This is a genomic window from Micromonospora sp. WMMD964, from assembly GCF_029581455.1.
In the GTDB taxonomy this organism is placed as follows: Bacteria; Actinomycetota; Actinomycetes; order Mycobacteriales; family Micromonosporaceae; genus Micromonospora.
In genome coordinates, this window is record NZ_CP120860.1 from 1,905,997 (window position 1) to 1,930,008 (window position 24,012).

24 protein-coding genes are annotated in these 24,012 nt (G+C 71.0%); 12 read left to right on the plus strand and 12 right to left on the minus strand.

Going from position 1 to position 24,012, the window contains the following annotated elements; translation table 11 throughout:
• Positions 1 to 2: 2 nt before the first annotated feature.
• From O7616_RS08970 to O7616_RS08995, 6 genes are all read left to right on the plus strand, one after another.
• A complete protein-coding gene (locus tag O7616_RS08970) occupies positions 3 to 635 on the plus strand; it encodes an MBL fold metallo-hydrolase (protein ID WP_282306379.1) in 633 nt (210 codons plus the stop codon).
• A gap of 4 nt (positions 636 to 639) precedes the next feature.
• Positions 640 to 1,659, plus strand: coding sequence for a hypothetical protein (locus tag O7616_RS08975; RefSeq protein ID WP_282306380.1), 1,020 nt, complete (start codon positions 640 to 642; stop codon positions 1,657 to 1,659).
• Between the two features lie 137 nt (positions 1,660 to 1,796).
• Complete coding sequence (locus tag O7616_RS08980) at positions 1,797 to 2,555, plus strand: hypothetical protein (protein ID WP_282306381.1); 759 nt, start codon at positions 1,797 to 1,799, stop codon at positions 2,553 to 2,555.
• A gap of 24 nt (positions 2,556 to 2,579) precedes the next feature.
• The gene (locus O7616_RS08985; protein ID WP_282306382.1) at positions 2,580 to 2,858 is read left to right on the plus strand and encodes a type II toxin-antitoxin system prevent-host-death family antitoxin; all 279 of its coding nucleotides are present in this window, start codon (positions 2,580 to 2,582) and stop codon (positions 2,856 to 2,858) included.
• Complete coding sequence (locus tag O7616_RS08990) at positions 2,855 to 3,265, plus strand: type II toxin-antitoxin system VapC family toxin (protein WP_282306383.1); 411 nt, start codon at positions 2,855 to 2,857, stop codon at positions 3,263 to 3,265. Before O7616_RS08985 ends, O7616_RS08990 begins: the two co-directional genes overlap by 4 nt.
• Positions 3,266 to 3,388: 123 nt before the next feature.
• Positions 3,389 to 4,348, plus strand: coding sequence for a GNAT family N-acetyltransferase (locus O7616_RS08995; protein ID WP_282306384.1), 960 nt, complete (start codon positions 3,389 to 3,391; stop codon positions 4,346 to 4,348).
• Between the two features lie 75 nt (positions 4,349 to 4,423).
• On the opposite strand, the gene O7616_RS09000 is transcribed toward O7616_RS08995, so the two are convergent.
• Positions 4,424 to 4,879, minus strand: coding sequence for a gamma-glutamylcyclotransferase (locus O7616_RS09000; RefSeq protein WP_088986378.1), 456 nt, complete (start codon positions 4,877 to 4,879; stop codon positions 4,424 to 4,426).
• A gap of 106 nt (positions 4,880 to 4,985) precedes the next feature.
• On the opposite strand from O7616_RS09000, the gene O7616_RS09005 reads away from it, so the two are divergent.
• On the plus strand, positions 4,986 to 6,389 hold the full coding sequence (locus tag O7616_RS09005) for an NAD(P)H-quinone dehydrogenase (RefSeq protein ID WP_282306385.1): 1,404 nt from the start codon (positions 4,986 to 4,988) through the stop codon (positions 6,387 to 6,389).
• Here O7616_RS09005 and O7616_RS09010 read toward each other — a convergent pair.
• Together O7616_RS09010 and O7616_RS09015 are read right to left on the minus strand one after the other, a co-directional pair.
• Positions 6,346 to 7,005, minus strand: a complete 660-nt coding sequence (locus O7616_RS09010) for a DUF998 domain-containing protein (RefSeq protein WP_282306386.1) — start codon at positions 7,003 to 7,005, stop codon at positions 6,346 to 6,348. The genes O7616_RS09005 and O7616_RS09010 overlap by 44 nt on opposite strands.
• 76 nt (positions 7,006 to 7,081) lie before the next feature.
• Positions 7,082 to 7,699, minus strand: a complete 618-nt coding sequence (locus tag O7616_RS09015) for a DedA family protein (protein ID WP_282306387.1) — start codon at positions 7,697 to 7,699, stop codon at positions 7,082 to 7,084.
• Positions 7,700 to 8,221: 522 nt separating this feature from the next.
• Between O7616_RS09015 and thrS the strand changes: the two genes are divergently transcribed.
• Positions 8,222 to 9,439, plus strand: a complete 1,218-nt coding sequence (gene thrS / locus O7616_RS09020; RefSeq protein WP_282306388.1) for a threonine--tRNA ligase — start codon at positions 8,222 to 8,224, stop codon at positions 9,437 to 9,439.
• A 27-nt stretch (positions 9,440 to 9,466) separates the two neighbouring features.
• Here thrS and O7616_RS09025 read toward each other — a convergent pair whose 3' ends face one another.
• The 4 genes from O7616_RS09025 to O7616_RS09040 all read right to left on the minus strand — a co-directional run bounded on the left by O7616_RS09025 (position 9,467) and on the right by O7616_RS09040 (position 14,232).
• The gene (locus O7616_RS09025; protein ID WP_282307569.1) at positions 9,467 to 11,380 is read right to left on the minus strand and encodes an ABC transporter ATP-binding protein; all 1,914 of its coding nucleotides are present in this window, start codon (positions 11,378 to 11,380) and stop codon (positions 9,467 to 9,469) included.
• A gap of 170 nt (positions 11,381 to 11,550) precedes the next feature.
• Positions 11,551 to 13,284 (minus strand): ABC transporter ATP-binding protein, encoded by a 1,734-nt coding sequence (locus O7616_RS09030; protein ID WP_282306389.1) that lies wholly within the window; start codon positions 13,282 to 13,284, stop codon positions 11,551 to 11,553.
• Entirely contained in the window at positions 13,278 to 13,760 is a 483-nt protein-coding gene (locus O7616_RS09035) for a MarR family transcriptional regulator (protein ID WP_088986373.1), read from the minus strand. The genes O7616_RS09030 and O7616_RS09035 overlap by 7 nt, the downstream gene beginning before the upstream one ends.
• A 25-nt stretch (positions 13,761 to 13,785) precedes the next feature.
• Positions 13,786 to 14,232, minus strand: coding sequence for a DoxX family membrane protein (locus O7616_RS09040; protein WP_282306390.1), 447 nt, complete (start codon positions 14,230 to 14,232; stop codon positions 13,786 to 13,788).
• Between the two features lie 78 nt (positions 14,233 to 14,310).
• Here O7616_RS09040 and O7616_RS09045 point away from each other — a divergent pair, with 78 nt between their 5' ends.
• On the plus strand, positions 14,311 to 14,871 hold the full coding sequence (locus tag O7616_RS09045; RefSeq protein ID WP_282306391.1) for a TetR/AcrR family transcriptional regulator: 561 nt from the start codon (positions 14,311 to 14,313) through the stop codon (positions 14,869 to 14,871).
• 104 nt (positions 14,872 to 14,975) lie between these two features.
• Here the strand turns inward: O7616_RS09045 and O7616_RS09050 are convergent, their stop codons facing one another.
• Together O7616_RS09050 and O7616_RS09055 are read right to left on the minus strand one after the other, a co-directional pair.
• Positions 14,976 to 16,415: a GuaB1 family IMP dehydrogenase-related protein gene (locus O7616_RS09050; RefSeq protein WP_282306392.1), complete on the minus strand. Its 1,440-nt coding sequence runs from the start codon at positions 16,413 to 16,415 to the stop codon at positions 14,976 to 14,978.
• Between the two features lie 145 nt (positions 16,416 to 16,560).
• Complete coding sequence (locus O7616_RS09055; RefSeq protein WP_282306393.1) at positions 16,561 to 18,315, minus strand: biotin carboxylase N-terminal domain-containing protein; 1,755 nt, start codon at positions 18,313 to 18,315, stop codon at positions 16,561 to 16,563.
• A gap of 150 nt (positions 18,316 to 18,465) precedes the next feature.
• Here O7616_RS09055 and O7616_RS09060 point away from each other — a divergent pair, with 150 nt between their 5' ends.
• The 3 genes from O7616_RS09060 (at position 18,466) to O7616_RS09070 (ending at position 21,078) form a co-directional block, all read left to right on the plus strand.
• A complete protein-coding gene (locus O7616_RS09060; protein WP_282264674.1) occupies positions 18,466 to 19,077 on the plus strand; it encodes a PadR family transcriptional regulator in 612 nt (203 codons plus the stop codon).
• 175 nt (positions 19,078 to 19,252) lie between these two features.
• Positions 19,253 to 20,212: an ATP-binding cassette domain-containing protein gene (locus O7616_RS09065; protein WP_282306394.1), complete on the plus strand. Its 960-nt coding sequence runs from the start codon at positions 19,253 to 19,255 to the stop codon at positions 20,210 to 20,212.
• A 110-nt stretch (positions 20,213 to 20,322) separates the two neighbouring features.
• A complete protein-coding gene (locus O7616_RS09070) occupies positions 20,323 to 21,078 on the plus strand; it encodes an ABC transporter permease (protein ID WP_088986366.1) in 756 nt (251 codons plus the stop codon).
• Between the two features lie 171 nt (positions 21,079 to 21,249).
• On the opposite strand, the gene O7616_RS09075 is transcribed toward O7616_RS09070, so the two are convergent.
• The 3 genes from O7616_RS09075 to mycP all read right to left on the minus strand — a co-directional run bounded on the left by O7616_RS09075 (position 21,250) and on the right by mycP (position 23,915).
• Positions 21,250 to 21,903 (minus strand): O-methyltransferase, encoded by a 654-nt coding sequence (locus tag O7616_RS09075; RefSeq protein WP_282306395.1) that lies wholly within the window; start codon positions 21,901 to 21,903, stop codon positions 21,250 to 21,252.
• A complete protein-coding gene (locus O7616_RS09080) occupies positions 21,900 to 22,568 on the minus strand; it encodes a Maf family protein (RefSeq protein WP_282306396.1) in 669 nt (222 codons plus the stop codon). The genes O7616_RS09075 and O7616_RS09080 overlap by 4 nt, the downstream gene beginning before the upstream one ends.
• 255 nt (positions 22,569 to 22,823) lie before the next feature.
• Entirely contained in the window at positions 22,824 to 23,915 is a 1,092-nt protein-coding gene (mycP, locus tag O7616_RS09085; protein WP_282307570.1) for a type VII secretion-associated serine protease mycosin, read from the minus strand.
• Positions 23,916 to 24,012: the final 97 nt, after the last annotated feature.

A 24,012-nucleotide genomic window follows, 5' to 3' on the forward strand; every position in this document is an offset into this window, starting at 1 on the left:
CGATGCGGCTCACCAAGTACGCCCACTCCTGCCTTCGGGTGGAGCACGACGGCGGGGTGCTCGTCGTCGACCCGGGGGTGTTCAGCGACCCGGCGGTGGCGCTGGACGGTGCGGACGCGGTGCTGATCACCCACGAGCACCCGGACCACCTCGACCTGGCGGCGCTCCGCCTCCAGCTCGACCGGCGGCCGTTCCCGATCCACGGTCCCGCCTCGCTCGCCGAGGCCCTGGGCGACGCGGCCGAAGCCCTGCGCCCGATCACCGCCGGGCAGTCGTTCACCGCCGCCGGGGTCGCCGTGCGCGCGTACGGGGGGCGGCACGCGGTGATCCACCCGGACATCCCGGTGATCGACAACCTCGGCTACCTGATCAACGACGTCGTCTACCACCCGGGGGACTCCCTGGTGGTGCCCGACGAGACACCAGTCGACACGCTCTTCGCGCCGATCCATGCGCCCTGGTCGAAGTTCTCCGAGGTGCTCGACTTCATCCGGGCGGTCGCGCCGCGACGCGCGTACGCCCTGCACGACGCCCTGCTCAACGACAACGGGCTGGGTGTGCTCGACAGGCAGTACGCGGCGCTGTCCGGCACCGACTACCAGCGGCTGGAGCCCGGCAGCCGGGTGGACGTCTGACCCGATGCCCGGCCCCTCGACGGAGCTGGTGCAGCAGCTCTACCGCACCCCACCGGACCGGTTCGTGGCCGCCCGGGACGCCGCCGTGGCCGAGGCCCGCCGGGCCGGGGACGCGAGCACCGCCCGACAGTTGGCCCGGCTGCGTCGCCCGACGGTGGCCGCCTGGCTGGTGAACCTGCTCGCCATCAGACGCCCTGAGCTGGTCGCCGACCTGGTGCACCTCGCGGACGCGCTGCGCACCGCCCAACGGGAGCTGCGCGGACCCCGGCTGCGGGAGCTGTCCGCGCAGCGCCGGGCGGTGGTGGGTGCCCTGGTCGTCGAGGTCCGCAAGCTCGCCGCGGCGGAGCCGGACGCGCCACCGGCGGGTCGGCTGCCGCTGGCCGAGGTGGAGGCGACCCTCAACGCCGCGTTCTCCGACGCCGAGGTCGCCGAGCAGGTCCGGGCGGGCCGGCTGCTCCGGGCGGCCAGCTACGCCGGTTTCGGTGAGGTGCCCCGGCCACAACTGCGGCTGGTCACCGACGAGGAGCCGGAGGAGGAACGCCCGCCCCGCCGACCCGGTGCCCAGCGGGAACGCGCCGGGACAGCTCCCCGCCCGGACCAGGTGACCTCCCGCACCGACCAGGCGACCTCCCGCAAGGACCGGGCAGCGGAGCGCGCCGAGCAGGCGGAGCGGGCTGCGCAGCTGGCGGCCCGCGCCGAGCGGGCCCGGCAACGCCGCGCCCTGGACCGGGAACTGGCGGCGGCCCGGGCCGACCAGGAACGCGTCGAGGCCGAACTGACCGAGGCGACCGCCCAGGAGCGGGACGGCGTGGCCGTACTCGACGGGATCGAGGCCGAGCTGGCCGAGTTGGAGCGGCGGCGGGCGGTGGCCGAGCAGGATCTCAGCCGGGCCAAGCTCGCCCGGCGCGCCGCGGAGCGCACGGTCACCTCGGCGCGGCGGCGCGCGGGTGAGGTGGAGGCGGCGATCGAGGCGTTGGCGGCCGAAGAGGGGGATGCGGACGCGGGTGCCGGCGCGGCAGACTGACGATCGATGGACGACGACGAGTACGCGGAGCGTCCACGGCGGGTGACCCCGATGCGGGAAGCCGTCGTCGTGGGTGCCGGGTCGGGTTGTCCGAGGACGCCCCCGACCCGAGGGCGATCCGGATGGGCGGCGCTCGGATGACACCGGAGCAGGCCGCCGCCGCCAGCAAACCCCTCGTGCTCGACCTGGGGGACGCGTTCAGCCGGGACCCGACCACGCTGCGCCGGGCCCGGTTGCTCGGCATCTCCGGCTGGGCGTTCTACATCGGCGGCCGGGCCGGCGCCCTCGGTCACGTGCGGGCGGAGACCGTCGCAGCCGCCCTCGGTTTCCTCGCCCCGGACGCCGTCGCCGACGGTTGGGACGCCGCCGGCCGGGTCGTCCCGCCGATCGAGGTGGCCGCCGCGAGTCTCGCCGAGTGCTGTCGATGGGGCGCGCAGCAGCTCGGCGCCCTGCCCGGCACCGAGCGCCTGGCGGCGCTCGTCGAGCGGGCGGTGGTCGCCGCCGACGCCAGCGGCATGCCGCTCTTCGCCGCCTGGCGGGCCATGCCGCTGCCGGATCTCAGCGCGGGGGCCCGGACCGCCGCCGGCCTGCGGTTGCTCCGCGAACACTTCACCGGCGCGTACCTGTTGGCGGTGCGTGCCGCCGGGATGACCCCGCTGGAGGCGGTGCTGGCCGGGCCGGAGGGGGAGGCCGGGGCGGTGGCCTGTGGCTGGCCGCCGCCGTACCCGCCGATCGGGCCGCTGGTGCGTCGGCGACTCTGGGCCGAGGCCGTGACCCACCGGCTGGCCGCGCCGGCGTTCACCGCCCTCGGCCCGGCCGACTGCGCCGAGTTGGTGGAGTTGCTGCACCGCACCCGCGCCGACCTCGCTGGGCAGGCCGAACACCTGGGTACGTAGAACATTTTGTTCTACACTTCGTCCATGGAGCGCATCGGTGTGCGGGAGCTGAACCAGAACACGAGCCAGGTGTTGGCGCGGGTGAGCGGCGGCGAGACCGTTGAGATCACCGACCGCGGCCACCCGATCGCCCGCCTGGTTCCGGTCGGAGATGACAGGTCGATGCTGGCCAAGCTGGTAGCTGCGGGGCGAGCGGTCCCCCCGAACGGCACCGGTCCCGTGCCACTTCCGCCGAAGCTCGGTGACGAGGACGTCGACGTGGCCGCCACGCTCACCGCGATGCGTGACGAGGAGCGCTGGTGATCTACCTCGATTCCGCCGCGGTCGTGAAGCTGGTTCGGCAGGAGGCGTGCAGTGCTGAGCTCGTCTCCTGGCTCAACGCCCATCCCGACGCGGCTTTGGTGTCCTCTGCCCTCGTCGACGTGGAAGTGCCCAGAGCGCTGCGCCGATCAGCTCCGCAGGCGTTGATCGGAGTGCCTGCGGCCGTCGGGCGGCTTTTCCGGCTGGAGATCGACAGTACGATCCGCGCGACCGCCGCCGCGTTCGCCGAACCGATGCTGCGCAGCCTCGACGCCATCCACCTGGCCACCGCCCAGGTCCTGACCAACGAGTCCGGAACCGAACTCGTCGCCTTCGTCTCCTACGACCGGCGACTACTCGACTGCGCCAAGGAAGTAGGGCTGCCCGTGGCAAGCCCCGGCCAGAACTGACTCGCGGTCCCGCGTCTGCCGGCACCGACCCACCCGCCGCTGCGGTCGCGGCAGGATTCCCACCCCTCGACCCGCGGAAAAATGAGCGGCGCCGTCGGCTGTCCGCTGTCAGGATGCTCTGCCGTGACCCTTCCCGCTGGTTGGACAACGCGTCGGCCCACCCTCGCCGACGTGCCGGCGATCCTCGCGGTGGTGCACGCCGCCGACACCTTCGCCATCGGCCATCCCGACTTCGACGCCGAGGACGTGGCGGAGTCGCTGACCGCCCCACACTTCGACCCCACCCGGGACTCCTGGCTGGCGGTCGACCCGGACGGCACGGTGGTCGGCTGGGCGACGGTGGACAACCCGACCGGCGTGGGCCGGGAGTTCGTGGAGGTCTACGTCGACCCCGTACGCGCGTCGACAGTTCGGGCGGCCCTACTGGCCCGGCAACTCGACCGGGTCGCCGAGCGTGCCGCCGAGCGCGGGCTGCCGGCGCTCACCGTCCGCTGCGCGGTCTTCGCGCCCGAACGTGCCTGGGAACGAGACCTGACCGAGGCCGGGTTCACCCTCGCCAAGCGGTACGTCCGGATGAGCCGCCCGCTGGCCGACCTGCCCGACGAACCCGCGCCGCCACCCGGTGTGACGGTGCGACAGGTACGCCCCGACGACGAGGCCGACCTTCGGGAGTTCCACCGGATCTACGACGCCTCCTTCGCCGACACCCCCGATCACGAGCCACTGTCGTACGAGCGGTGGCGGGCTCGGATCGGCGACCTCACCGCCTGGGACGAGTGGTTCGTCGCCGAGGTGAACGGGGTGCCGGCCGGCGTGTTGCAGTCCTCGGACCAGGCGCTCGACCAGCAGGAAGGCTTCGTCAAGAACCTGGCGGTGGGGTCCGCGTACCGCCGCCGGGGTGTGGGTGCGGCGCTGCTGCGCCGCGCCTTCGCGCGTTACGCCGAGAAGGGTCGGCGGTCGGCCGGTCTGGGCGTCGACCTCGGCAACCCGACCGCGCCGCTGTCGCTGTACGAGTCGGTCGGCCTCCGGATGACCCGGTGGACCGACATGTACGAGCGGTCCGTCCCGGCGGCCGGTGTGTGATTGACGACCCCGGCCGGGCCCGACGGGCGACCCGGTCGACAGCGGGAGCAGACTGGAGGCGTGCGATACGCGCTGCTACGCCGACGCGGTGCCGGTGGGGCGGGACCGCAGCTCGGTGACGTAGTCGTCCGGGGCGCCCGCCTTCTCGGCGGCGTTCGCGATCTCGGAGAGATACCACGACGTCGGCAGGCCACCCTCGTACCCGTTGAAGACGTAGATCCACGCGGTCACGTCGCCGTCGAGGGTGGAGACCCGGACGTGCAGCTTGCGGTACGTGCCGGCGGCGACGCCCTCCAGCTCGTCGAGCTGCTCGGCGTCGTACGGGTGGATGTCGTAGAGCGCCACGAAGACCCGGTCGCCGGGAGACTCGACGAGGGTGCTCACCGCGCCCTCCCAGCCGATCACGTCCGCCCCGGCGAAGGTCAGCCGCCAGCCTTCCAGCCAGCCGGTGCCCACCATCGGCGAATGCGGACAGTAGGCGCGCATTCGGGCGGGGTCGAGATTTGAGCCGTAGGCGGCGTGATGACGCACGGCGATGACGATAGCCCGGCGGACGGGTGGGGGAGAATACGACTGTGCGTGTCGAACGCGCTCGGGAGAAGAAAGTCACTGTGAGCATGGACGAAGGGCGAACGCTGTGAGCCGGATCGTGATCATCGGTGGAGGGCCGGCCGGGTACGAGGCGGCTCTGGTCGCCGCCCAGCTGGACGCCGATGTCACAGTGGTGGAGGCGGACGGTGCGGGTGGGGCCTGTGTGCTCTCCGACTGCGTGCCGTCGAAGACCTTCATCGCCAGCTCGGGGGTGGTGACCGGTTACCGCGACACCGAGGAGTTCGGGGTGCACTCGGACGGCCTGGAGGCGGTCACCGTCGACGCCCAGGCGGTGCACGAGCGGGTGAAGCGGTTGGCGTTGGCGCAGTCCGCCGACATCCACGCCAAGCTGCTCAAGGCCGGTGTCACCTTCGTGGCCGGCACCGCCCGGCTCGGTGAGGACTCCCTCGGGCACACCCACCGGGTCGTCGTCACCCCCGCCGACGGGGGCGAGCAGTATTTCATCGACGCCTCGACCGTGCTGGTCGCGACCGGTTCGACACCCCGCCAGTTGCCCACCGCCGTACCGGACGGTGAGCGCATCCTGACCTGGCGTCAGGTGTACGACCTGCCGGAGCTGCCCGAGCACCTGATCGTGGTCGGCTCGGGTGTGACCGGCGCGGAGTTCGCCAGCGCGTACCTGGCGATGGGGGTGCAGGTCACCCTGGTCTCCAGCCGGGACCGGGTGATGCCGCACGAGGATGCCGACGCCGCGTCCGCCATCGAGCGGGTGTTCCGCAACCGGGGCATGGAGATCCTCAACAACTCCCGGGCTGACGCGGTCCGGCGTACCGCCGACGGCGTCGAGGTGGAGCTGTCCGACGGCCGGAAGGTGACCGGCTCACACGCGTTGATCACGGTCGGCTCGATCCCGAACACCGCCGACCTGGGCCTGGTGGAATACGGGGTGGAGCTGGGCCGGGGCGGCTACATCACCGTCGACCGGGCCTCCCGGACCAACGTGCCCGGCATCTACGCCGCCGGTGACTGCACCGGGGTGCTGCTGCTGGCCAGTGTCGCCGCCATGCAGGGCCGGATCGCCATGTGGCACGCCCTCGGCGAGGCGGTTCGTCCGCTGCGGTTGCGTACCGTCGCGGCGAACGTCTTCACCGATCCCGAGCTGGCCACCGTGGGCGTCTCGCAGGACGAGGTGGACGCGGGCAAGGTGCCGGCCCGGCAGGTGATGTTGCCGCTGTCCGGCAACGCCCGGGCGAAGATGGACGACCTCGCGGACGGCTTCGTGAAGCTCTTCTGCCGCCCCGCCAGCGGTCAGGTGATCGGCGGTGTGGTGGTCGCCCCGAAGGCCAGCGAGCTGATCCTGCCGATCACCATGGCGGTGGAGAACAACCTGACGGTCAACGAGTTGGCCCAGACCATCACCATCTACCCGAGCCTGTCCGGCTCGATCACCGAAGCGGCCCGCCAGCTGATGCTCCACGAGCTGGAATAGCCCTTCCGCGCAACGTGGCCGGGCGGGGGCGGGTTTGGGTCAGCGCCACGGTTGCCAGCACCGCCACCTCGGTGAGGATGAGAAGGCGTTCGGCCAGGCCGATCAGCAGACGGTCACCGGGGTAGGCGGACCAGATCATCGCCGCCGCCAGGGCCAGGCTCAGCAGGACGAGGGTGCGTAGCGTCCGAGCGGCGGGGGACAGGTCGTGCCGACGGGCCAGCAGCCAACCGGCCGCCGGCAGGGCGAGGAAGGCGACCACCGAGGCGTACCGGTGCACGTACGCCGCTGTGGTCATGGCGGTGCCGGGCTCGTTCGTCGGCACCAGCGCGGCCAGCACCAGCCCGGACACCCACGCGCCGAGCAGCAGCTCGACCGGGCGATCGGGCTGCGCCGGGCCGGTGCGGCGCAGCCCGTACAGCAGCGCCACGGTGGCGAGCGCGAGCACCACCATGGCGACGTCGATGACCCCGCCGCGATCGGAGACCGCGAAGTCGCTGATGGTCAACGCCCACGGGCTGAGGTCGTCGTTGACTTCCAGGTGGCCGATCACGGTGAGCAGCGCCGCCACGGCGATCCCACCGAGGGCCAGCAAACCGGTGTTCCGGGTTCCAGGCATGCCTCAGCCTGTCGCCGGAGGCACCCGAGCCGAATCCGGGACGCCCACCGAATTACGACCCCGGGAACACCCCTAGTCAGTCGATCGGTAGGTCGGCTCCGGCGGTGCGGGCGTGGCGGGCGCTGACCACTGTCATCGCCCATCCGGCTGCGGCGAAGCCGACGGCTGCGGCGGTGGCGATGATGGCCAGGCGCCACGCCGACTCGGTGAGCGCGGTGCCGCCGAGATGCCCGACCAGTGCGCCGTACGTGGCCCATCCGAGCGCGGCGACCGCCTCGTAGAGCATGAACAGCCGGTACGGGTAGCGGCTGCGACCGGCCGAGAAGCAGGCTGCCATGCGCCCGCCGGGCACGAACCGGCAGAGCAGGATGACCATCGGCCCGGGTTGTCGGAGCCCCTGGGTGACCCGGCTGGCGACCCGGCGGGCCCGGCTCAGCTCGGCGTGCCGGGGTGGCCGCCGGTCCGGTGCGCTCCGCCCGAGCAGATAGCAGGCCAGGTCACCGGCGAACACGCCGAGCGCGCCGACGGCGATGGTGACCGGCAGGCTGAGCCCGCCGTAGACGGTGAGCGCACCACTGGTGATCATGACGATCTGGGTGGGGATCACCGGGACGAAGGCGTCCGCGATCAGCAGGGCGACCAGCACGAGGTACGCCCACGTCGGAGACGCGACGTCAGTCAGTAGTTCGGGCACGCCTGCCACCTCGCCGGATGCGGCCGATTGGGTGACTTGAGCCTGACGGCGTGTCCGGCGTCACCATGGACAACCCCGGCCGGTCGTGACCGCCGACACGGCGAGGCCGCCCGGAGTACAACGAGGCAGAACGATCCTGGGTGACGGTTCCACTACCGTCCCACGGCCGCCGGAGCGGTCGGCGGATCGGCGTACGTCGGCGTACCGTTGTCCGCGCGGCCACGCCCGTCGGGTCCCCCGTTCCCGACGATTCCGGCCGCCAGGGCCGCCGGCGGGTCCCGCGCCGGCGGCCCGCCCCCGTCCACGCTCCGACGGTCGTAATCCAGGTGCGTCAGCGCTCGCGCGAGGGGTAGCGTCGCGGTATGCGCAGTGCGGTAGTGGTGACCACGACGCCGGGTGTCCCCGGCGCGCCGCTCTGACGTAACCACCGTCGACCAGGCCCCGGGGCGATCCGCCCCCGAGGGCCGTGCGGCGTTCGGTGTCCAGGTCGCCTCCGGGTCGTACCCGATCCAGGAGCCCGACATGATCGACCACCGTAGGCTCGGCCGTGAGCTGGACCTCTTCGTCTCCGATCCACTGGCCGGCGCCGGCCTGCCGATCTGGCTGCCCGCCGGTGCCGCCGCCCGGCACGCCGTCGAGGAGTACGTCCGGGAGTTGGAGCGTCGCTCCGGCCACCAGCACGTCTACTCGCCGCCGCTGGGCAAGCGGGAACTCTTCGAACTCTCCGGCCACCTCGGCTACTTCGCCGAGGACATGTTCCCGCCGATGCGGCTGAGCGCCGACGACGAGTTCGTCCTCCGTCCGGCGCTCTGCCCGCACCACGCGCTGGTCTTCCGGGCCCGCGGCCGCTCCTACCGGGAGCTGCCGCTGCGGATCGCGGAACTGGGCGGCATGTACCGCCCGGAGCGCTCCGGGGTGCTCGGCGGGCTGTCCCGGGTACGCGCCATCTCGCTCAACGACGCGCACACCTTCTGCGCCCCCGAGCAGGTCGGCGACGAGGTCGCCGAGATCCTCCGGCTGATCCGGGAGGCGCACGCCGCGCTCGGCGTACGCCCGGCCGGGTTCCGGCTGTCGCTGCGCGGGCCGGGCGAGAAGTACGTCGGCGACGATGCCCAGTGGGCCCGCGCCGAGGACCTGCTCCGCGGCGCGTTGGCCGGGATGGCGTACGTCGAGGCGCCCGGTGAGGCCGCGTTCTACGGGCCGAAGATCGACATCCAGATCGTCGACGCGGCCGGTCGGGAGTCCACCATCTCCACCATCCAACTCGACTTCGACAAACCCGAGCGCTTCGACCTGTCCTACACCGACTCCGACGGCAGTCGGCGTCGACCGGTCATGCTGCACCGCAGCCTGGTCGGCAGCATGGAGCGGCTGTTCGCGTACCTCGTCGAGGTGCACGAGGGTGCCTTCCCGGCCTGGTATGCGCCCGTCCAGTTGCTCCTGCTGCCGGTCGACGCCGCGCAGGTCGACGCGGCTGCGGAGCTGGCCCGGCAGGCCGTCGACGCGGGCCTGCGGGCCGACATCGACGTCTCCGGCTCGCTGGGCGCCCGGATCCGGGACGCGGCCCGCCGCCGCGTCCCGTACCTCGGGGTGGTGGGTGCCCGGGAGGCGGCCGACGGCCGTCTCGCGCTGCGCCTGCGCGGCGGGCGGGCTCTGGACCCGATGCCCGCCGCCGCCGCGCTCGCCCTGATCGGCGCGCAGGTCGCCGCCCGCGCGACCGACCTGCTGCCGCCGGGCTGACCAGGATGTGCGCACGACCGCTCGTGCTCAGACCGACGCCGGCTGGGCGGCCGGTTCCTCGTCGGTCACGGCACCGGTGAACTGGGAACGGTAGAGCCGGTGGTACGCGCCCTGGGCGGCGAGCAACTGCTCGTGGGTGCCCTGCTCGACGATCCGGCCGTTCTCCATCATCAGGATCAGGTCGGCGTCGCGGATGGTGGAGAGCCGGTGCGCGATGACGAAGCTGGTCCGGTCGGAGCGCAGCGCGGCCATCGCCCGTTGGAGCAGCACCTCGGTGCGGGTGTCCACCGAGCTGGTGGCCTCGTCGAGGATGAGCAGTGACGGCTCGGCGAGGAACGCCCGGGCGATGGTGATGAGCTGCTTCTCGCCGGCGCTGACGTTGCTGCCCTCCTCGTCGATGACCGTGTCGTAGCCGTCGGGCAGGCTGCGCACGAACCGGTCCACGAAGGTGGCCCGGGCCGCCGCGACGATCTCCTCCTCGGTCGCGTCGGGCCTCCCGTAGGCGATGTTGTCGCGGATGGTGCCGCCGAAGAGCCAGGTGTCCTGCAGCACCATGCCGATCCGTCCGCGCAGGTCGTCGCGGCGCATCGTGGTGACGTCCACCCCGTCCAGGGTGATCCGGCCGGCGTCCAGCTCGTAGAACCGCATGATCAGGTTCACCAGTGTGGTCTTGCCGGCGCCGGTCGGGCCGACGATCGCCACGGTGTGCCCCGGCTCGGCGACCAGCGACAGGTCGTCGATCAACGGCTTGTCCGGCTCGTACCGGAACGAGACGTGCTCGAACTCGACCCGGCCGTGCGGGTCGGCGACCCGGGTCGGCTCGACCGGGTCCGGGGTCTGCTCGTCGGCGTCGAGCACCGCGAAGACCCGTTCGGCGGACGCCACCCCGGACTGGAGGAGGTTGGCCATCGACGCGAGTTGGGTGAGCGGCTGGGTGAACTGGCGGGAGTACTGGATGAACGCCTGCACGTCGCCGAGGCTCATCGTGCCGGACGCGACCCGCAGGCCACCCACCACGGCGATCGCCACGTAGCTGAGGTTCCCGATGAACATCATCGACGGCATGATGATCCCGGAGATGAACTGCGCGCCGAAGCTGGCGCGGAACAACTCCTCGTTCTTCGCGTGGAACGCGGCCTCCACCTCGCGTTGCCGACCGAAGACCTTCACCAGTTCGTGGCCGGTGTACGCCTCCTCGATCTGACCGTTCAACGCACCGGTGTGCGTCCACTGGGCGACGAACTGCTTCTGCGAACGCTTCGCGATGCGCTGGGTGACCAGCACCGACAGCGGCACCGCGACCAGCGCCACCAGGGCCAGCAGCGGCGAGATCCAGAACATCACGCCCAGCACGCCGACGACGGTCAGCAACGAGGTGAGCAGTTGGCTGAGGGTCTGCTGGAGGCTTGTGGAGATGTTGTCGATGTCGTTGGTGACCCGACTGAGCAGCTCGCCCCGGGGTTGCCTGTCGAAGTAGGGCAACGGCAGCCGGTTGAGCTTCTCCTCCACCTCGGCGCGCAGCCGCAGCACGGTGCGCTGGACCACCCCGTTGAGCAGCCAGCCCTGCCACCAGGACAGCAGGCTCGCCGCCAGGTAGAGGCCGAGCGCCAGCAGCAGCACCCGGCTCAGGGCGCCGAAGTCGATGCCCATCCCGGGCACCACGTCCATCCGGGCCAGCATGTCGGCGAAGCCCTCGTTGCCGCCGGCCCGGGCCGCCGCGACGGCCTGCTCGGTGCTGGTGCCCGGTTCCAACTGCCGACCGATCACGCCGTTGAAGATGATGTCGGTGGCGTGACCGAGGATCTTCGGCCCGGCCACGCTGAAACCGACGCTCACCACGGCGAGGGTGATGATCGCCGCCAGGTGCAGCCGGTGCGGGCGCAGCCGGCCGAGCAGCCGCCGGGCCGACGGCCCGAAGGTCATCGACTTCTCGGCGGGCATCCCGGCGCTCATCCACCCCGGACCGCCGCCCGGGCGGCCCGGAGGCAGCCGCTTCGGCGTCCGCGCGTCGCCGCCGGGTTGCTTCGCGGCCTCCCCGCCGGGCTGCCGCGCCGCGTCGCCGGCCGGCTTCTGACTGGGTACGGCCGCGGTGCGCGGCTCGTCGTGCTCGCTCATGCCGCCACCTCCGCCGTCTGCTGCGAGGCGACGATCTCGGCGTACGTCGGGCAGCTCTCCACCAACTCCGCGTGCCGTCCCACCCCGACGACCCCTCCGTTCTCGAGCACGATGATCTGGTCGGCGTCGACGATCGTGGAGACCCGCTGGGCCACGATCACCACCGCGGACTCCGCGGTGACCGGCCGCAGCGCCGCCCTCAGCCGTGCGTCGGTGCCGAGGTCGAGCGCGGAGAACGAGTCGTCGAACAGGTAGATCTCCGGCTTTCGGACCAGGGCACGGGCGATGGCCAGCCGTTGCCGCTGCCCGCCGGAGACGGTGGTGCCGCCCTGCGCGATCGGCGCGTCCAACCCGCCGGGCATCTGCGCCACGAAGTCCCGGGCCTGGGCGATCTCCAGCGCCGCCCACAGCTCCTCGTCGGTGGCGTCCGGGTTGCCGTAGCGAAGGTTGCTCGCGATCGTCCCGGTGAACAGGTACGGCCGCTGTGGCACCAGACCGATGCGCCGCCACAGTTCGTCGGGTGCCAGCTCCCGCACGTCCACCCCGTCGACGAGCACCGCACCGGCGGTGACGTCGACCAGGCGGGGGATGAGCGACAGCAGTGTCGTCTTGCCGGCGCCGGTGCTGCCGATGATCGCCGTGGTGGTGCCCGGGGTGGCCCGGAAGGAGATGTCGCGCAGCACCGGCTCCACCGCGCCCGGGTACTGGAAGCGCACCCCGCGCAGCTCCAACTCGGCGCGCCCGGCCAGCTCGGTGATCGGCGCGCTGGCCGGGACCACCGAGGAGTCGGTGTCCAGCACCTCCACGATCCGCTCGGCGCAGACCGCCGCCCGGGGCACCATCATCAGCATGAAGGTGGCCATCATGACCGCCATCAGGATCTGCATCAGGTACGCCAGGAACGCGGTGAGTGCGCCGATCTGGATGGCGCCGGAGTCGACCCGGTGGGCGCCGAACCAGAGCACCGCCACGCTGGAGACGTTCAGCACCAGCATGACCACCGGGAAGATCAATGCCAACAACCGGCCGGTACGCAGGGCGGTGGCGGTCAGGTCGGCGTTGGCGACACCGAAGCGGTCCGTCTCGTACGGCTCACGGACGAAGGCGCGGACCACCCGGATTCCGGTGATCTGCTCGCGCAGCACCCGGTTGACGGTGTCGATGCGAGTCTGCATCAGCCGGAAGCCCGGCACCATCCGGCGGATGATCGCGCTCAGCGCGACGGCCAGCACCGGCACGCTGACGAGCATCAGCCAGGACAACCCGAGGTCCTCGCGCAGCGCCATGAACACCCCGCCGACGCTCATGATCGGTGCGGCGACCAGCATCGTGCAGCTCATCAGCACGAGCATCTGCACCTGTTGGACGTCGTTGGTGTTGCGGGTGATCAGCGACGGCGCCCCGAACCGGGCCACCTCACGGGCGGAGAACCTGTTGACGTGCCCGAACAGTTCGGCGCGGACGTCCCGGCCGAAGCCCATCGCGACCCGGGCACCGAGATAGACGGCGGCGATCGAACAGGCGATCTGGACCAGGCTGACCAGCAGCATCCAACCGCCGGTGCGAACGATGTAGTCGGTGTCGCCCCGGGCGACGCCCTGGTCGATGATGTCCGCGTTGAGGCTCGGTAGGTAGAGCGAGGCCATGGTGCCCACGAACTGGAGCAGCACCACCCCCAGCAACGGTCGTCGGTAGGTGCGCAATTGGTCGCGCAGCAGTCGGATCAGCACGCCGGATCCTTCGGTTCGGTGAGGCGTCCGGTCATCCGCGGGTCGTCCCCGCTGCCGATGACCTCCAGCAGGAACTCGCGGATCACCTGGGCCTTCTCCGGGTCAGCGTCGACCGAGGTGAGCGGGCGTCCGGAGTGCATCAGCGCGCTGAGCGCGGCGGCCCGCTCCCGCCCGGCGGGAGTGAGGGCGAGTCGGATGCTGCGCCGGTCGCTGTCGTCGCGCTGCCGCTCGACCAGACCGTCGCGTTCGAGGGTGTCGACGATGCCGGTCAGGGTCGCCGGGCGGACGAAGCCCTTCTCGGCGACCTGCCGGTGGGGCAGTTCGCCGTGTCGGGCGAGCGTCATCAGGGTGATCATGCCGGCCTGGGTGAGGCCGTGCTCCTCGGCGAGGTAGCGGTTCCACCGCTGCCCGACCAGGTGCCCGGCCACCACCAGGAGCCGGCCCAGCGGCACGTCCTGAAGGGTCACGAGTTCCACGGGACGTAGATTAGCCCCCTGATAGTCAGGGGCCAAACGAAATAGCCACAGCAGCCGCGACGAACACGAGTTGCAGAGCGGTGCGCTGCCCGAGCGGGGTGACCGGGCGTCCGGCGAGGGTCAATCTCCGGTAGGCGGCCGAGACGTTGGCCGGGAACATCGCGAGCATCAGCAGGGCGAGCCCGGCCGCCGCGACCCGGGCGGTGGCCGGCACCAGCAGGCCGACCGCGCCGACCAGTTCCAGCACTCCGGTGAGGGTGACCAGCAGGCCCGGTCGGGGCAGGCGGGGCGGGACCATCGCGATCAGGTCGGCGCGGCGCTCGCCGACGAAGTGCGCGACGGCGGTCAGCGTGAACATCGCGGCCAGTCCGACGCGCAGCGCCGGGTGCCATCCGTCCAGCGCGGAGACGCCGGCCAGACCGGCGAGACGGGCCAGCGTCGTGCCGACGAGCAGGGCGATCAGGGGTGCCATCGAGTCCTCCTCAAACTTGTCAGTGACAAGATTGCGGGGCGAAGGAGCATCTTGTCAATGGCAAGATAGGATTCCGGCGTGACTGAAACGCGTGCGTACCATCACGGGGATCTCCGCCGCGCACTGCTCGTCGCCGCGCAGGAAGCCATCGAGGAGGTCGGACCGACCGCGTTGAGCCTGCGGGACCTGGCCCGCCGCGCCGGCGTCTCGCACGCCGCACCCGCGCATCACTTCGGAGACAAGGCGGGCCTGCTCACCGCACTCGCCGCCGAGGGGTTCGACCGGTTGGCGCAGGCGCTCGTCCGAGCCGATGACGACCTGCTCGAAGCCGGCGTCGCGTACGTGGACTTCGCCGTCCGGCACCGCGCGTACTTCGAGGTGATGTTCCGGCCCGAGCTGCACCGGGCCGACGACCCCGAACTGCTCGCCGCACGGGAGCGCGCGGGCGCGGCACTCCGCTCCGGGGTGGCCGCCCTGCCCGGCGGTGGCGCGCCCGCCGACACCGACCGGGACGCGCTCGCCGCCTGGTCGATCGCCCACGGCTTCGCCACCCTCTGGCTGGCCGGCGCCCTACCGAACCGAGTGGGAGACAACCCGAGCGACGCGGCCCGCGAAGTCCTACGCCGCCTGACGGCGTAACCCCCTCCCTGCGTCGATCATGGAGTTGTGGTGGACGGTTCGCCCACCATCGCCCGATCTGTCAGGCGCCACAACTCCATGATCGACCGGAGTGCACCGGGGGGTTACCAGCTGGTGGGGAGGGGCATCCCTTCGGTGTAGCCGGCGGCGCTCTGGACGCCGACGATCGCCCGCTCGTGGAACTGCGTCAGGTTGCGGGCGCCGGCGTAGGTGAAGGCGCTGCGCACCCCGGCGATGATCTCGTCGATCAGGTCCTCCACGCCGGGGCGGGCCGGGTCCAGGTACATCCGGGCCGAGGAGATGCCCTCCTCGAACACCGCCTTGCGGGCCCGGTCGTACGGGCTGTCGTCGGCGGTACGGGCGCTGACCGCCCGAGCGGACGCCATCCCGAAGCTCTCCTTGTACCGCCGGCCGTCCGCGTCCGTGTACAGGTCACCGGGGGACTCGTAGGTGCCGGCGAACCAGGAGCCGATCATCACGTTGGACGCCCCGGCGGCGAGCGCGAGCGCCACGTCCCGCGGGTGCCGCACCCCGCCGTCGGCCCAGACGTGCCGGCCCAGCTCGCGGGCCGCCGCCGCGCAGTCGAGGACGGCGGAGAACTGCGGCCGGCCCACGCCGGTCATCATCCGGGTGGTGCACATCGCGCCCGGCCCGACGCCGACCTTGATGATGTCCGCGCCGGCCTCGACCAGGTCGCGTACCCCCTCGGCGGTGACCACGTTGCCGGCCGCCACCGGCACTCCCGGGTCCAGCTTCCGGACCGCCTGGAGGGCGGAGATCATCCGCGCCTGGTGGCCGTGCGCGGTGTCCACGACCAGGGTGTCCACCCCCGCCTCCAGCAACGCCCGGGCCTTGCCGGTCACGTCACCGTTGATGCCGACGGCCGCCGCGATGCGCAGTCGGCCCCGGTCGTCCACGGCGGGTGTGTAGAGGGTCGCCCGCAGCGCGCCCTGGCGGGTCAGCACCCCGACGAGCCGACCGTCGGCGTCCACCACCGGGGCGAGCCGACGTCGGCCCGCCGAGAGCCTGTCGAACCCGGTACGCGGGTCCGCGTCCGCCGGAACGGTGTGCAGTTCGGTGGACATCACGTGGCGCAGTTGCGCGAACCGGTCCACACCGGTGGTGTCCGCCTCGGTGACGACGCCCATCGGTCGGCCGGCGTCGTCGACCACGATCACCGCGCCGTGCGAGCGCTTCGGCAGCAGGTGGATGGCGTCGCCCACGGTCTCGGTCGGCCCCAGGGTGATCGGTGTGTCGTAGACCAGGTGCCGCTGCTTGACCCAGGCGACGACGTTCGCCACCACCTCGATCGGGATGTCCTGCGGGATCACCGTGATCGCGCCTCGACGGGCCACCGTCTCCGCCATCCGCCGCCCGGCGACAGCCGTCATGTTCGACACCACCAGCGGGATGGTGGTGCCGGTGCCGTCACTGGTGGAGAGGTCGACATCGAGCCGGGAACCCAGGTCGGAGCGGGCCGGCGCCATGAAGACGTCGGTATAGGTCAGGTCGTGCGCGGGAACCGCGCCGTGTAGGAACCGCACCCGGCCATCATTCCCGCCCCTGGTCGCCATCGCCCACGCCGGTGCCGCAAACCACCCCCGCCGTGCGGCGCCCAGCCCGACAAAGCGGACGGGACGGCACTCCGGCGACCGGCCGTCGCAGCCCGGCCGGTCCTTCGCCCCGCCGTCAGGCGATGGTGCAGATCGGGGCCCCGGCGGTGATCACGGCACCGACCTCGGCGGTGAGCCCGCTGACCGTACCCGCCTTGTGGGCGTGCAGCGGCTGCTCCATCTTCATCGCCTCCAACACCACCACCAGGTCGCCCTCGGCCACCGTGTCGCCGTCGGCAACCGCGATCTTGACGATGGTGCCCTGCATCGGCGAGGTGAGCGCGTCTCCACCGACCGGAGCACCGGCCTTCGCGCCGCCGCCACCGCGCCGAGTCGGCTTGCGGGAGGCGGGTGCCGCGGTGGTCGTACTCCCGCCGAAGCCGGCGGGGAGGCTGACCTCGAGGCGCTTGCCGCCGACCTCGACCACGACGGTCTCGCGTTCGGCCGGCGCCTCGGCGGCGCCGACGGCGGCGGCGAACGGCGGCACGGTGTTGTGGAACTCGGTCTCGATCCACCGGGTGTGCACGCTGAACGGCTCGGCGGTGAACGCCTCGTCCCGCACGACCAGCCGGTGGAACGGCAGCGCGGTGGCCATTCCGTCGAGGACCATCTCGTCCAGCGCGCGACGGGCGCGTTCCAGCGCCTCGGTCCGCGTCTCACCGGTGATGATCACCTTGGCGAGCAGCGAGTCGAAGTTGCCGCCGATCACGTCGCCGGCCGAGATGCCGGTGTCGACCCGCACGCCCGGGCCGGTCGGCAGCCGCAACGCGGTGACGGTGCCCGGAGCGGGCAGGAAGTTGCGGCCCGGGTCCTCGCCGTTGATCCGGAACTCGATGGCGTGCCCGCGCGGCGTCGGGTCCTCGGTGATCCGCAACTTGTCGCCGTCGGCGATCCGGAACTGCTCGCGGACCAGGTCGATGCCGGCGGTCTCCTCGGTGACCGGGTGCTCGACCTGCAGGCGGGTGTTGACCTCCAGGAAGGAGATCGTGCCGTCCATGCCGACCAGGTATTCCACGGTGCCGGCGCCGTGGTAGCCGGCCTCGCGGCAGATCGCCTTGGCGCTGTCGTGGATCTGCGCCCGCTGGGCGTCGGTGAGGAACGGCGCGGGGGCCTCCTCGACGAGCTTCTGGTGCCGACGCTGCAACGAGCAGTCCCGGGTGCCGACCACGATCACGTTGCCGTGCTGGTCGGCGAGGACCTGCGCCTCGACGTGCCGGGGCTGGTCCAGGTAGCGCTCGACGAAGCACTCGCCCCGGCCGAACGCCGCGACCGCCTCCCGGGTGGCCGACTCGAAGAGCTGGGGGATCTCCTCCATGGTCCGGGCGACCTTGAGGCCGCGGCCGCCGCCACCGAAGGCCGCCTTGATGGCGACCGGCAGGCCGTGGTCGACGGCGAACGCCATCACCTCGTCCGGGCTGCCCACCGGGTCCGGGGTGCCGGGGACGAGCGGCGCGCCGGCGCGCTGAGCGATGTGTCGGGCGGTGACCTTGTCGCCCAGGTCGCGGATGGCCTCCGGGGTGGGGCCGATCCAGGTCAGCCCGGCGTCGATGACCGCCTGGGCGAAGTCGGCGTTCTCGCTGAGGAAGCCATAACCCGGGTGTACGGCGTCGGCGCCGGCCCGGGCGGCGACGTCGAGCAGCTTGTCGATGCGCAGGTACGTCTCGGTCGCGCTGTCACCGCCGAGCGCGTACGCCTCGTCCGCGAGGGTGGCGTGCAGGGCGTCGCGGTCGGAGTCCGCGTAGACGGCGACGCTGTCCAGGCCGGCGTCACGGCACGCACGGATCACCCGGACGGCGATCTCGCCGCGGTTGGCGATGAGTACCTTGCGCACCTTCGTGGCTCCTCCCGGGCAGGTTACTGACGGGGAGTGTATCGGCCACCCTGCCGGCACCCTAACGATCACTCAGTGTGGGATGCGGCACTGCACCGCCCCGGCTTAGTCAAACTTGGCTATTACGCTTGTGGGGTGTCTGCGACTCGAATGATGATCCTTGGTCTGGTGCGGTGGATGCAGCCCGTGCACGGCTACGACGTACGCCGTGAGCTGCTGAGCTGGAGCGCCGACAAGTGGGCCAACGTGCAACCCGGATCGATTTACCACGCGCTGCGCAAACTCACCGAGGAAGGTCTGCTCAACGCCGTCGCGACCGAGCAGGTCGGCGCTCGTCCCGCGCGGACCACCTACGAGGTGACCGCCAAGGGGGAGGACGAGTTCGAGACGTTGCTGCGCAACCTGTGGTGGAACCTCAGCGAGCCGCCCGACCCGTTCACCGCGGCGTTCTCGTTCCTGCCAGCGATGCCCCGCTCGGAGGCGGCGGCGGCCCTGCGGAACCGGGCCAACCTGCTCCGCGCCAACGTCGCCTCGATGCGTGCCTCGCTCGAGTCGGACTGGATCCGTAACGCCAAGCCGGTGCACGTCAGTTGGATGGTCGAGCTGTGGTCCGCCCGTGCGGAGGCGGAGATCGGCTGGTGCGAGCGAATCGCGGAACGTGTCGAGTCGGGTGTGTCGTACCTGCCTGCTGAACTGGAGAACGCGGATGGTTGGCCGGGGTGGCGGGACGGTGAGGAGCGGCCCGAGCCCGGCGCGAAATAATCAACGTTGACTAAAAAAGCTATATCGCGTTAGCCTGCTGATGGCACAGCGGGGGAGTGCGCCGTCCGGCGTCGTCCCACTCGGCGGCCGGCTCGACCGGCCCCATTTCGGCGGCCGGCTCGACCGGCCCGATTTCGGCGGCCGGCTCGACCGGCCCGAACGACCAGGAGCAGAAATGATCGAGACCAGGGGGCTGCGGAAGTCGTTCCGCTCCCGCGCAGGTCGAGAGACGAAGACCGTGGACGCCGTGCGGGGCGTCAACCTCTCGGTCGCCGAGGGCGAGATCTTCGGCTTCCTCGGCCCGAACGGCGCCGGCAAGACCACCACGCTGCGGATGCTCGCCACGTTGATCGAACCGGACGGCGGCGAAGCCACCATCGCGGGCGCCGACCTGCGCAAGGACCCGGCCGAGGTGCGCCGCCGCATCGGCTACGTGCCACAGGGCGGCAGCACCTGGGACGAGTCCACCGCCCGCGAGGAGCTGGTGCTGCACGCCCGCATGTACGGCATCGGCAAGGCCGACGCGCAGCGCCGCGCCGTCAGCGCGCTGGACGCCTTCCAACTCACCGAGTACGCCGACCGCACGTGCAAGACCTACTCCGGCGGTCAACGCCGACGGGTCGAGATCGCCCTCGGCATCATCCACGAGCCGAAGATCGTCTTCCTGGACGAGCCGACCACCGGCCTCGACCCGCAGAGCCGCGCCCACATGTGGGACGAGATCCGCCGACTCCGCAGCGACGGCATGACCGTCTTCATCACCACGCACTACCTGGACGAAGCCGACGCGCTCTGCGACCGGATCGCGATCATGGACCATGGCGAGGTCGTCGCCGAGGGCACCCCCGCCGAGCTCAAGCGGGAGATCTCCGGCGACGTGGTGCTGGTCGGCCTCGACCTGAGCGCCACCCAGCAGGCCGCCAAGGCCCTCGACGGCGAGCCGTTCGTCAACAAGCTGGAGACCGTCGACGAGGGTGGCCTACGCCTCTACGTCGACGAGGGCGCCACCGCCATCCCGCAGGTGCTGCGCCGACTCGACCACGCGGGCCTGGAGCTGCGCTCGATCGAGCTGCACCGGCCCAGCCTGGACGACGTCTTTCTCACCAAGACCGGCCGCTCGCTGCGCGAGTCCTGACCGTTCGCTCGTACCGCTCGCTGCGGGCTCGTTGCGCTCGTCGCGGCTCGCTGCGCTCGTTGCGGCTCGCTGCGCTCGTTGCGCGAGTCCTGACCACTCGGAGACGACTCATGAAATTCGCCCGTGACACGTGGCTGATCTTCCAGCGGCAGACCCAGCTGCTGCTGCGCAATCCGGTCTGGGTCTTCGTCGGCGTGTTCCAGCCGGTGATGTACCTGCTGCTCTTCGCCCCGCTGCTCAAGCCAGCCCTGAACGCACCCACCCAGGCCGCCGCCTACAAGATCTTCGTACCCGGTCTGCTGGTGCTGCTGGCCATCTTCGGCGGCCTGTTCCAGGGGTTCGGCCTCATCGCCGAACTGCGAGCAGGGGTGATCGAACGCTCCCGGGTCACCCCGATCAGCCGACTCGCCCTGCTGCTCGGCCGCTCACTGCGCGACGTCGTCTCGCTCCTCGTGCAGGCCGTCATCATCACCCTGCTGGCGCTCCTGTTCGACCTGCGGGTCTTCCTCGGCGACCTGCTGCTGGCGTACCTGATGCTCGCCCTCATCGCCCTGATGACCTCGGCCGTCTCCTACGGCGTGGCGCTCAAGGTCAAGAGTGAGGACGCGCTGGCCCCGCTGATGAACACCGTGGCGCAGCCGGTGCTGCTGCTCTCCGGCATCCTGCTGCCGCTGACGTTCGCCCCCGGTTGGCTGCAGGGAATCGCCGACTGGAACCCGTTCTCCTGGGCGGTCGACGGCACCCGCGCGCTGTTCGCCGGCGACCTGGGCAGCGACAAGGTCTGGCAGGGCCTGAGCATCACCGCAGTGCTCGCCGTGCTGGGCGTCGTCTGGGCCGCGCGACAGTTCGCCCGCAGCGTCCGCTGACGTACGACCCTGGTCCTCGGCCCGGCCCGGCCCGGCCCTGCCCGGCTTGGTCCGGCCCCTGGCTTGGCCCGGCCTTGGCCTGGCTTGATCGACTCGGTTTTCTGGAAGTCGGGGTGTCCTGCCGCTTGGGATACCGCGACTTTCAGGAAACCGAGTGAATCAAGCCGTCGCTCAGCGCACCTGGGCCAGGGTCAGGCCGTCCGCGATGGGCAGCATCACCGGATCTACCCGTACGTCGGCGAGCACCTCGTCGTTGAAGGCGGCGATCGCCCGGTCGCTGACGTCCTGCGGCGCGATGACCCGGCCGCCGCGCAACACGTTGTCGACAGCGATCACCCCACCCGGACGCATCCGGGGCACCAACTCCGCCCAGTAGACCGGGTAGCCCGTCTTGTCCGCGTCGATGAACGCGAAATCCAGGTAGCGCTCCTGCGGCAACTCCCGAAGCCGGTCCCCGGCCGGGCCGATCCGCAGGTCGATCCGGTCCTGCACACCGGCCCGATCCCAGTAGCGCCGGGCGATGCCGGTGAACTCCTCCGAGATGTCGAAGCAGGTCAGCCGCCCACCTTCGGGCAGACCGCGGGCGATCGCCAGCGACGAGAGCCCGGTGAACGTGCCGACCTCGACGGCCTGCCGCGTGTCGAGAAGTCGGGTGAGGAAGGTCAGAAATGCCGCCTGCTCCGGTGCCACCTGCATCGTGGCGTGCTCCGGCAACACCGACCGGGTCTCCTCGGCCAGGTCCCGGATGATCTCGTCCGGCGGGGAACCGTGTGCGACAAGGTACGCGTGCAGCTCGTCGGTGAGCGGGATCGATTTGGTGGTCATGAACGGACGTTACCGATCGGCTCGACGGTTTGGCCGCCCGGCGCGACGGTCGTCCAGAGATCGGTGATCCGCAGGTCGAGTTCGGCGAGAAGACGGCGCAGCAGCGGCATCGACAACCCCACCACCGTGCCCGGGTCCCCCTCGATCCGCTCCACGAAAGACCCGCCCAGCCCGTCGATCGTGAACGCCCCGGCCACCGCCAGCGGCTCGCCACTGCCCACGTACGTGGCGATCTCGTCGTCACTGATGTCGGCGAAGTGAACGGTCGTCGAGGCCACCGCCTCAGCGCGCCGCCCGGCGACGGCGTCGATCAGGCAGTGCCCACTGTGCAGAACCCCGCTGCGCCCCCGCATCCGCAGCCAACGGCGCGTCGCGTCCGTCGGATCCGCCGGCTTACCGAGAATCTCCCCGTCGAAGGCCAACACCGAGTCGCAGCCGACCACCAGCGTCCGCTGATCACGGGCCGGGCTCAACCTGGTCAGCACCGCCTGGGCCTTGAGGCGCGCCAACTCCAGGCACAACTCCTCGGCCCGGTCGGCCATCACCAGGGATTCGTCCACCCCGCTGACCAGCACATCCGGCTCGATGCCAGCGGCCTGGAGGAGCTTACGACGGGCAGGGCTCGCCGACGCGAGCACAAGACGGAGCGGCAGAGAATCAGACACGAACCCGACGTTACCGGCTACCCAGTCGCCGCGTCCGGCGCTGCTCCCCAACGTCGCGCGCCGCCCGCCCATGATCCACTCCACATCGCCGATATCGGCCTAACCAGCCCAACGGATACCGCCACATCGGGGACCTGGAGTCGATCAGCCAACCTGACCTCGGCGACGCCCGCCCTTCGCGAAACCGGGGTATCCGACGCTGCCGGACACCCCGATTCCGCGAAACCCGAGGCGATCAGAGCGTTCTCGCGCCGGTCAGCGGCTGATCCTGGGCGGCGGATCGTCACCACGGCGGCGACGCCGCGCCACCACCGCCCACCCGACCCCGGCAGCCACGATCACACCCAGGGTGGCCAGGCCACGTGCTGTGGCAGCGCCGTCATCATCACCCCGCTGGCCGCCGGCCCACGTCGTAGGGCCAGCCCCGACCGGAGCGCTCGCCGATTCGAACCCCAGCGGCGGTACGTCTGCCGTCAGCGCTGCCACGAGATCAATCACGCCGTAGCCGTACTCGTCGTCACGCCCAGGTGGACCCTTGTCGATAGCGGTGGCCGTGAGCCGGTGCGCGACCTCGCGGGCAGGCAGGTAGGGGTACTTGGACCTGATCAAAGCCGCCGCCCCGGCCACAATCGCCGTCGCACTCGATGTGCCGGTCCCCTTCGAGTATTTTCCACCGTAGCTGGTGCTATAGATGTCGACGGCGGGCGCGACCACGTCGATCTCCGGCCCGGTTACTGAGATGGCGGCGCGCTTTCCAGCGCGATCGACGCCACCGACCGCGATCACGCCCTCTTCGCTGGCTGGATAGCGAACGCTGGTATCAGGAGGCCAATTACCTGCCGCTGCCACTATTACAATGTCTGCGTCCATGGCGGATCTAATAGCTTTTTGAAGTCGCACACTCGCACCGGCGACCGCCGAAATGCTGATAACCCGGGCACCCTCGGTAATGGCGAACTCGATGCTGGATGCCAGCGCATCAGGATCGCCGTCACGGTCAGCCGGGGTGTCAAATATTGGAAGTATCTTCGCCTTGGGTGCGATTCCAAGGGCGCCCTGGTGGTTTGCGCTTCCGTGCGCGGCGATCAAGCCAGCCATTGCCGTGCCATGGCTGTCTCGATCTTGGTGGCCTTTTCCGCTCCCTCCGGGAACAACGTCGGTTCCGACGAGCAGATTTTCGCTCAAATCTGGATGTGGATCGACTCCGGTGTCCGGCACGGCGACGATTATGCCAGAGCCTTCGCTTATCAGATGTGCCTGATTGGTGTGCAGAAATGACAAATGCCATTGGTCACCCCGCACGCGGTCTGCATCGTCCAGCGGCTCGCCAAGACCGGCGTGAAGCAGCGTTCCAGCTAGGGTGAGCGTGGAAAGGCCGGTGAGCAGGGGTTTGATCACTTACTGAATCCGATTGCTGGACCAGGATCGATCGGATCATCCCTAT

What these genes read in the sequence shown, in the direction of transcription:
- O7616_RS09070 (WP_088986366.1), top strand. Translation starts at nt 20,323, where the DNA reads ATGAAATTCGCCCGTGACACGTGGCTGATCTTCCAGCGGCAGACCCAG.
- thrS (WP_282306388.1), top strand. Translation starts at nt 8,222, where the DNA reads ATGATCGACCACCGTAGGCTCGGCCGTGAGCTGGACCTCTTCGTCTCC.
- O7616_RS09010 (WP_282306386.1), bottom strand. Translation starts at nt 7,005, where the DNA reads ATGCCTGGAACCCGGAACACCGGTTTGCTGGCCCTCGGTGGGATCGCC.
- O7616_RS09025 (WP_282307569.1), bottom strand. Translation starts at nt 11,380, where the DNA reads ATGCCCGCCGAGAAGTCGATGACCTTCGGGCCGTCGGCCCGGCGGCTG.
- O7616_RS08980 (WP_282306381.1), top strand. Translation starts at nt 1,797, where the DNA reads ATGACACCGGAGCAGGCCGCCGCCGCCAGCAAACCCCTCGTGCTCGAC.
- O7616_RS09060 (WP_282264674.1), top strand. Translation starts at nt 18,466, where the DNA reads ATGATGATCCTTGGTCTGGTGCGGTGGATGCAGCCCGTGCACGGCTAC.
- O7616_RS08970 (WP_282306379.1), top strand. Translation starts at nt 3, where the DNA reads ATGCGGCTCACCAAGTACGCCCACTCCTGCCTTCGGGTGGAGCACGAC.
- O7616_RS08975 (WP_282306380.1), top strand. Translation starts at nt 640, where the DNA reads ATGCCCGGCCCCTCGACGGAGCTGGTGCAGCAGCTCTACCGCACCCCA.
- O7616_RS09075 (WP_282306395.1), bottom strand. Translation starts at nt 21,903, where the DNA reads ATGACCACCAAATCGATCCCGCTCACCGACGAGCTGCACGCGTACCTT.
- O7616_RS09065 (WP_282306394.1), top strand. Translation starts at nt 19,253, where the DNA reads ATGATCGAGACCAGGGGGCTGCGGAAGTCGTTCCGCTCCCGCGCAGGT.
- O7616_RS08985 (WP_282306382.1), top strand. Translation starts at nt 2,580, where the DNA reads ATGGAGCGCATCGGTGTGCGGGAGCTGAACCAGAACACGAGCCAGGTG.
- O7616_RS09040 (WP_282306390.1), bottom strand. Translation starts at nt 14,232, where the DNA reads ATGGCACCCCTGATCGCCCTGCTCGTCGGCACGACGCTGGCCCGTCTC.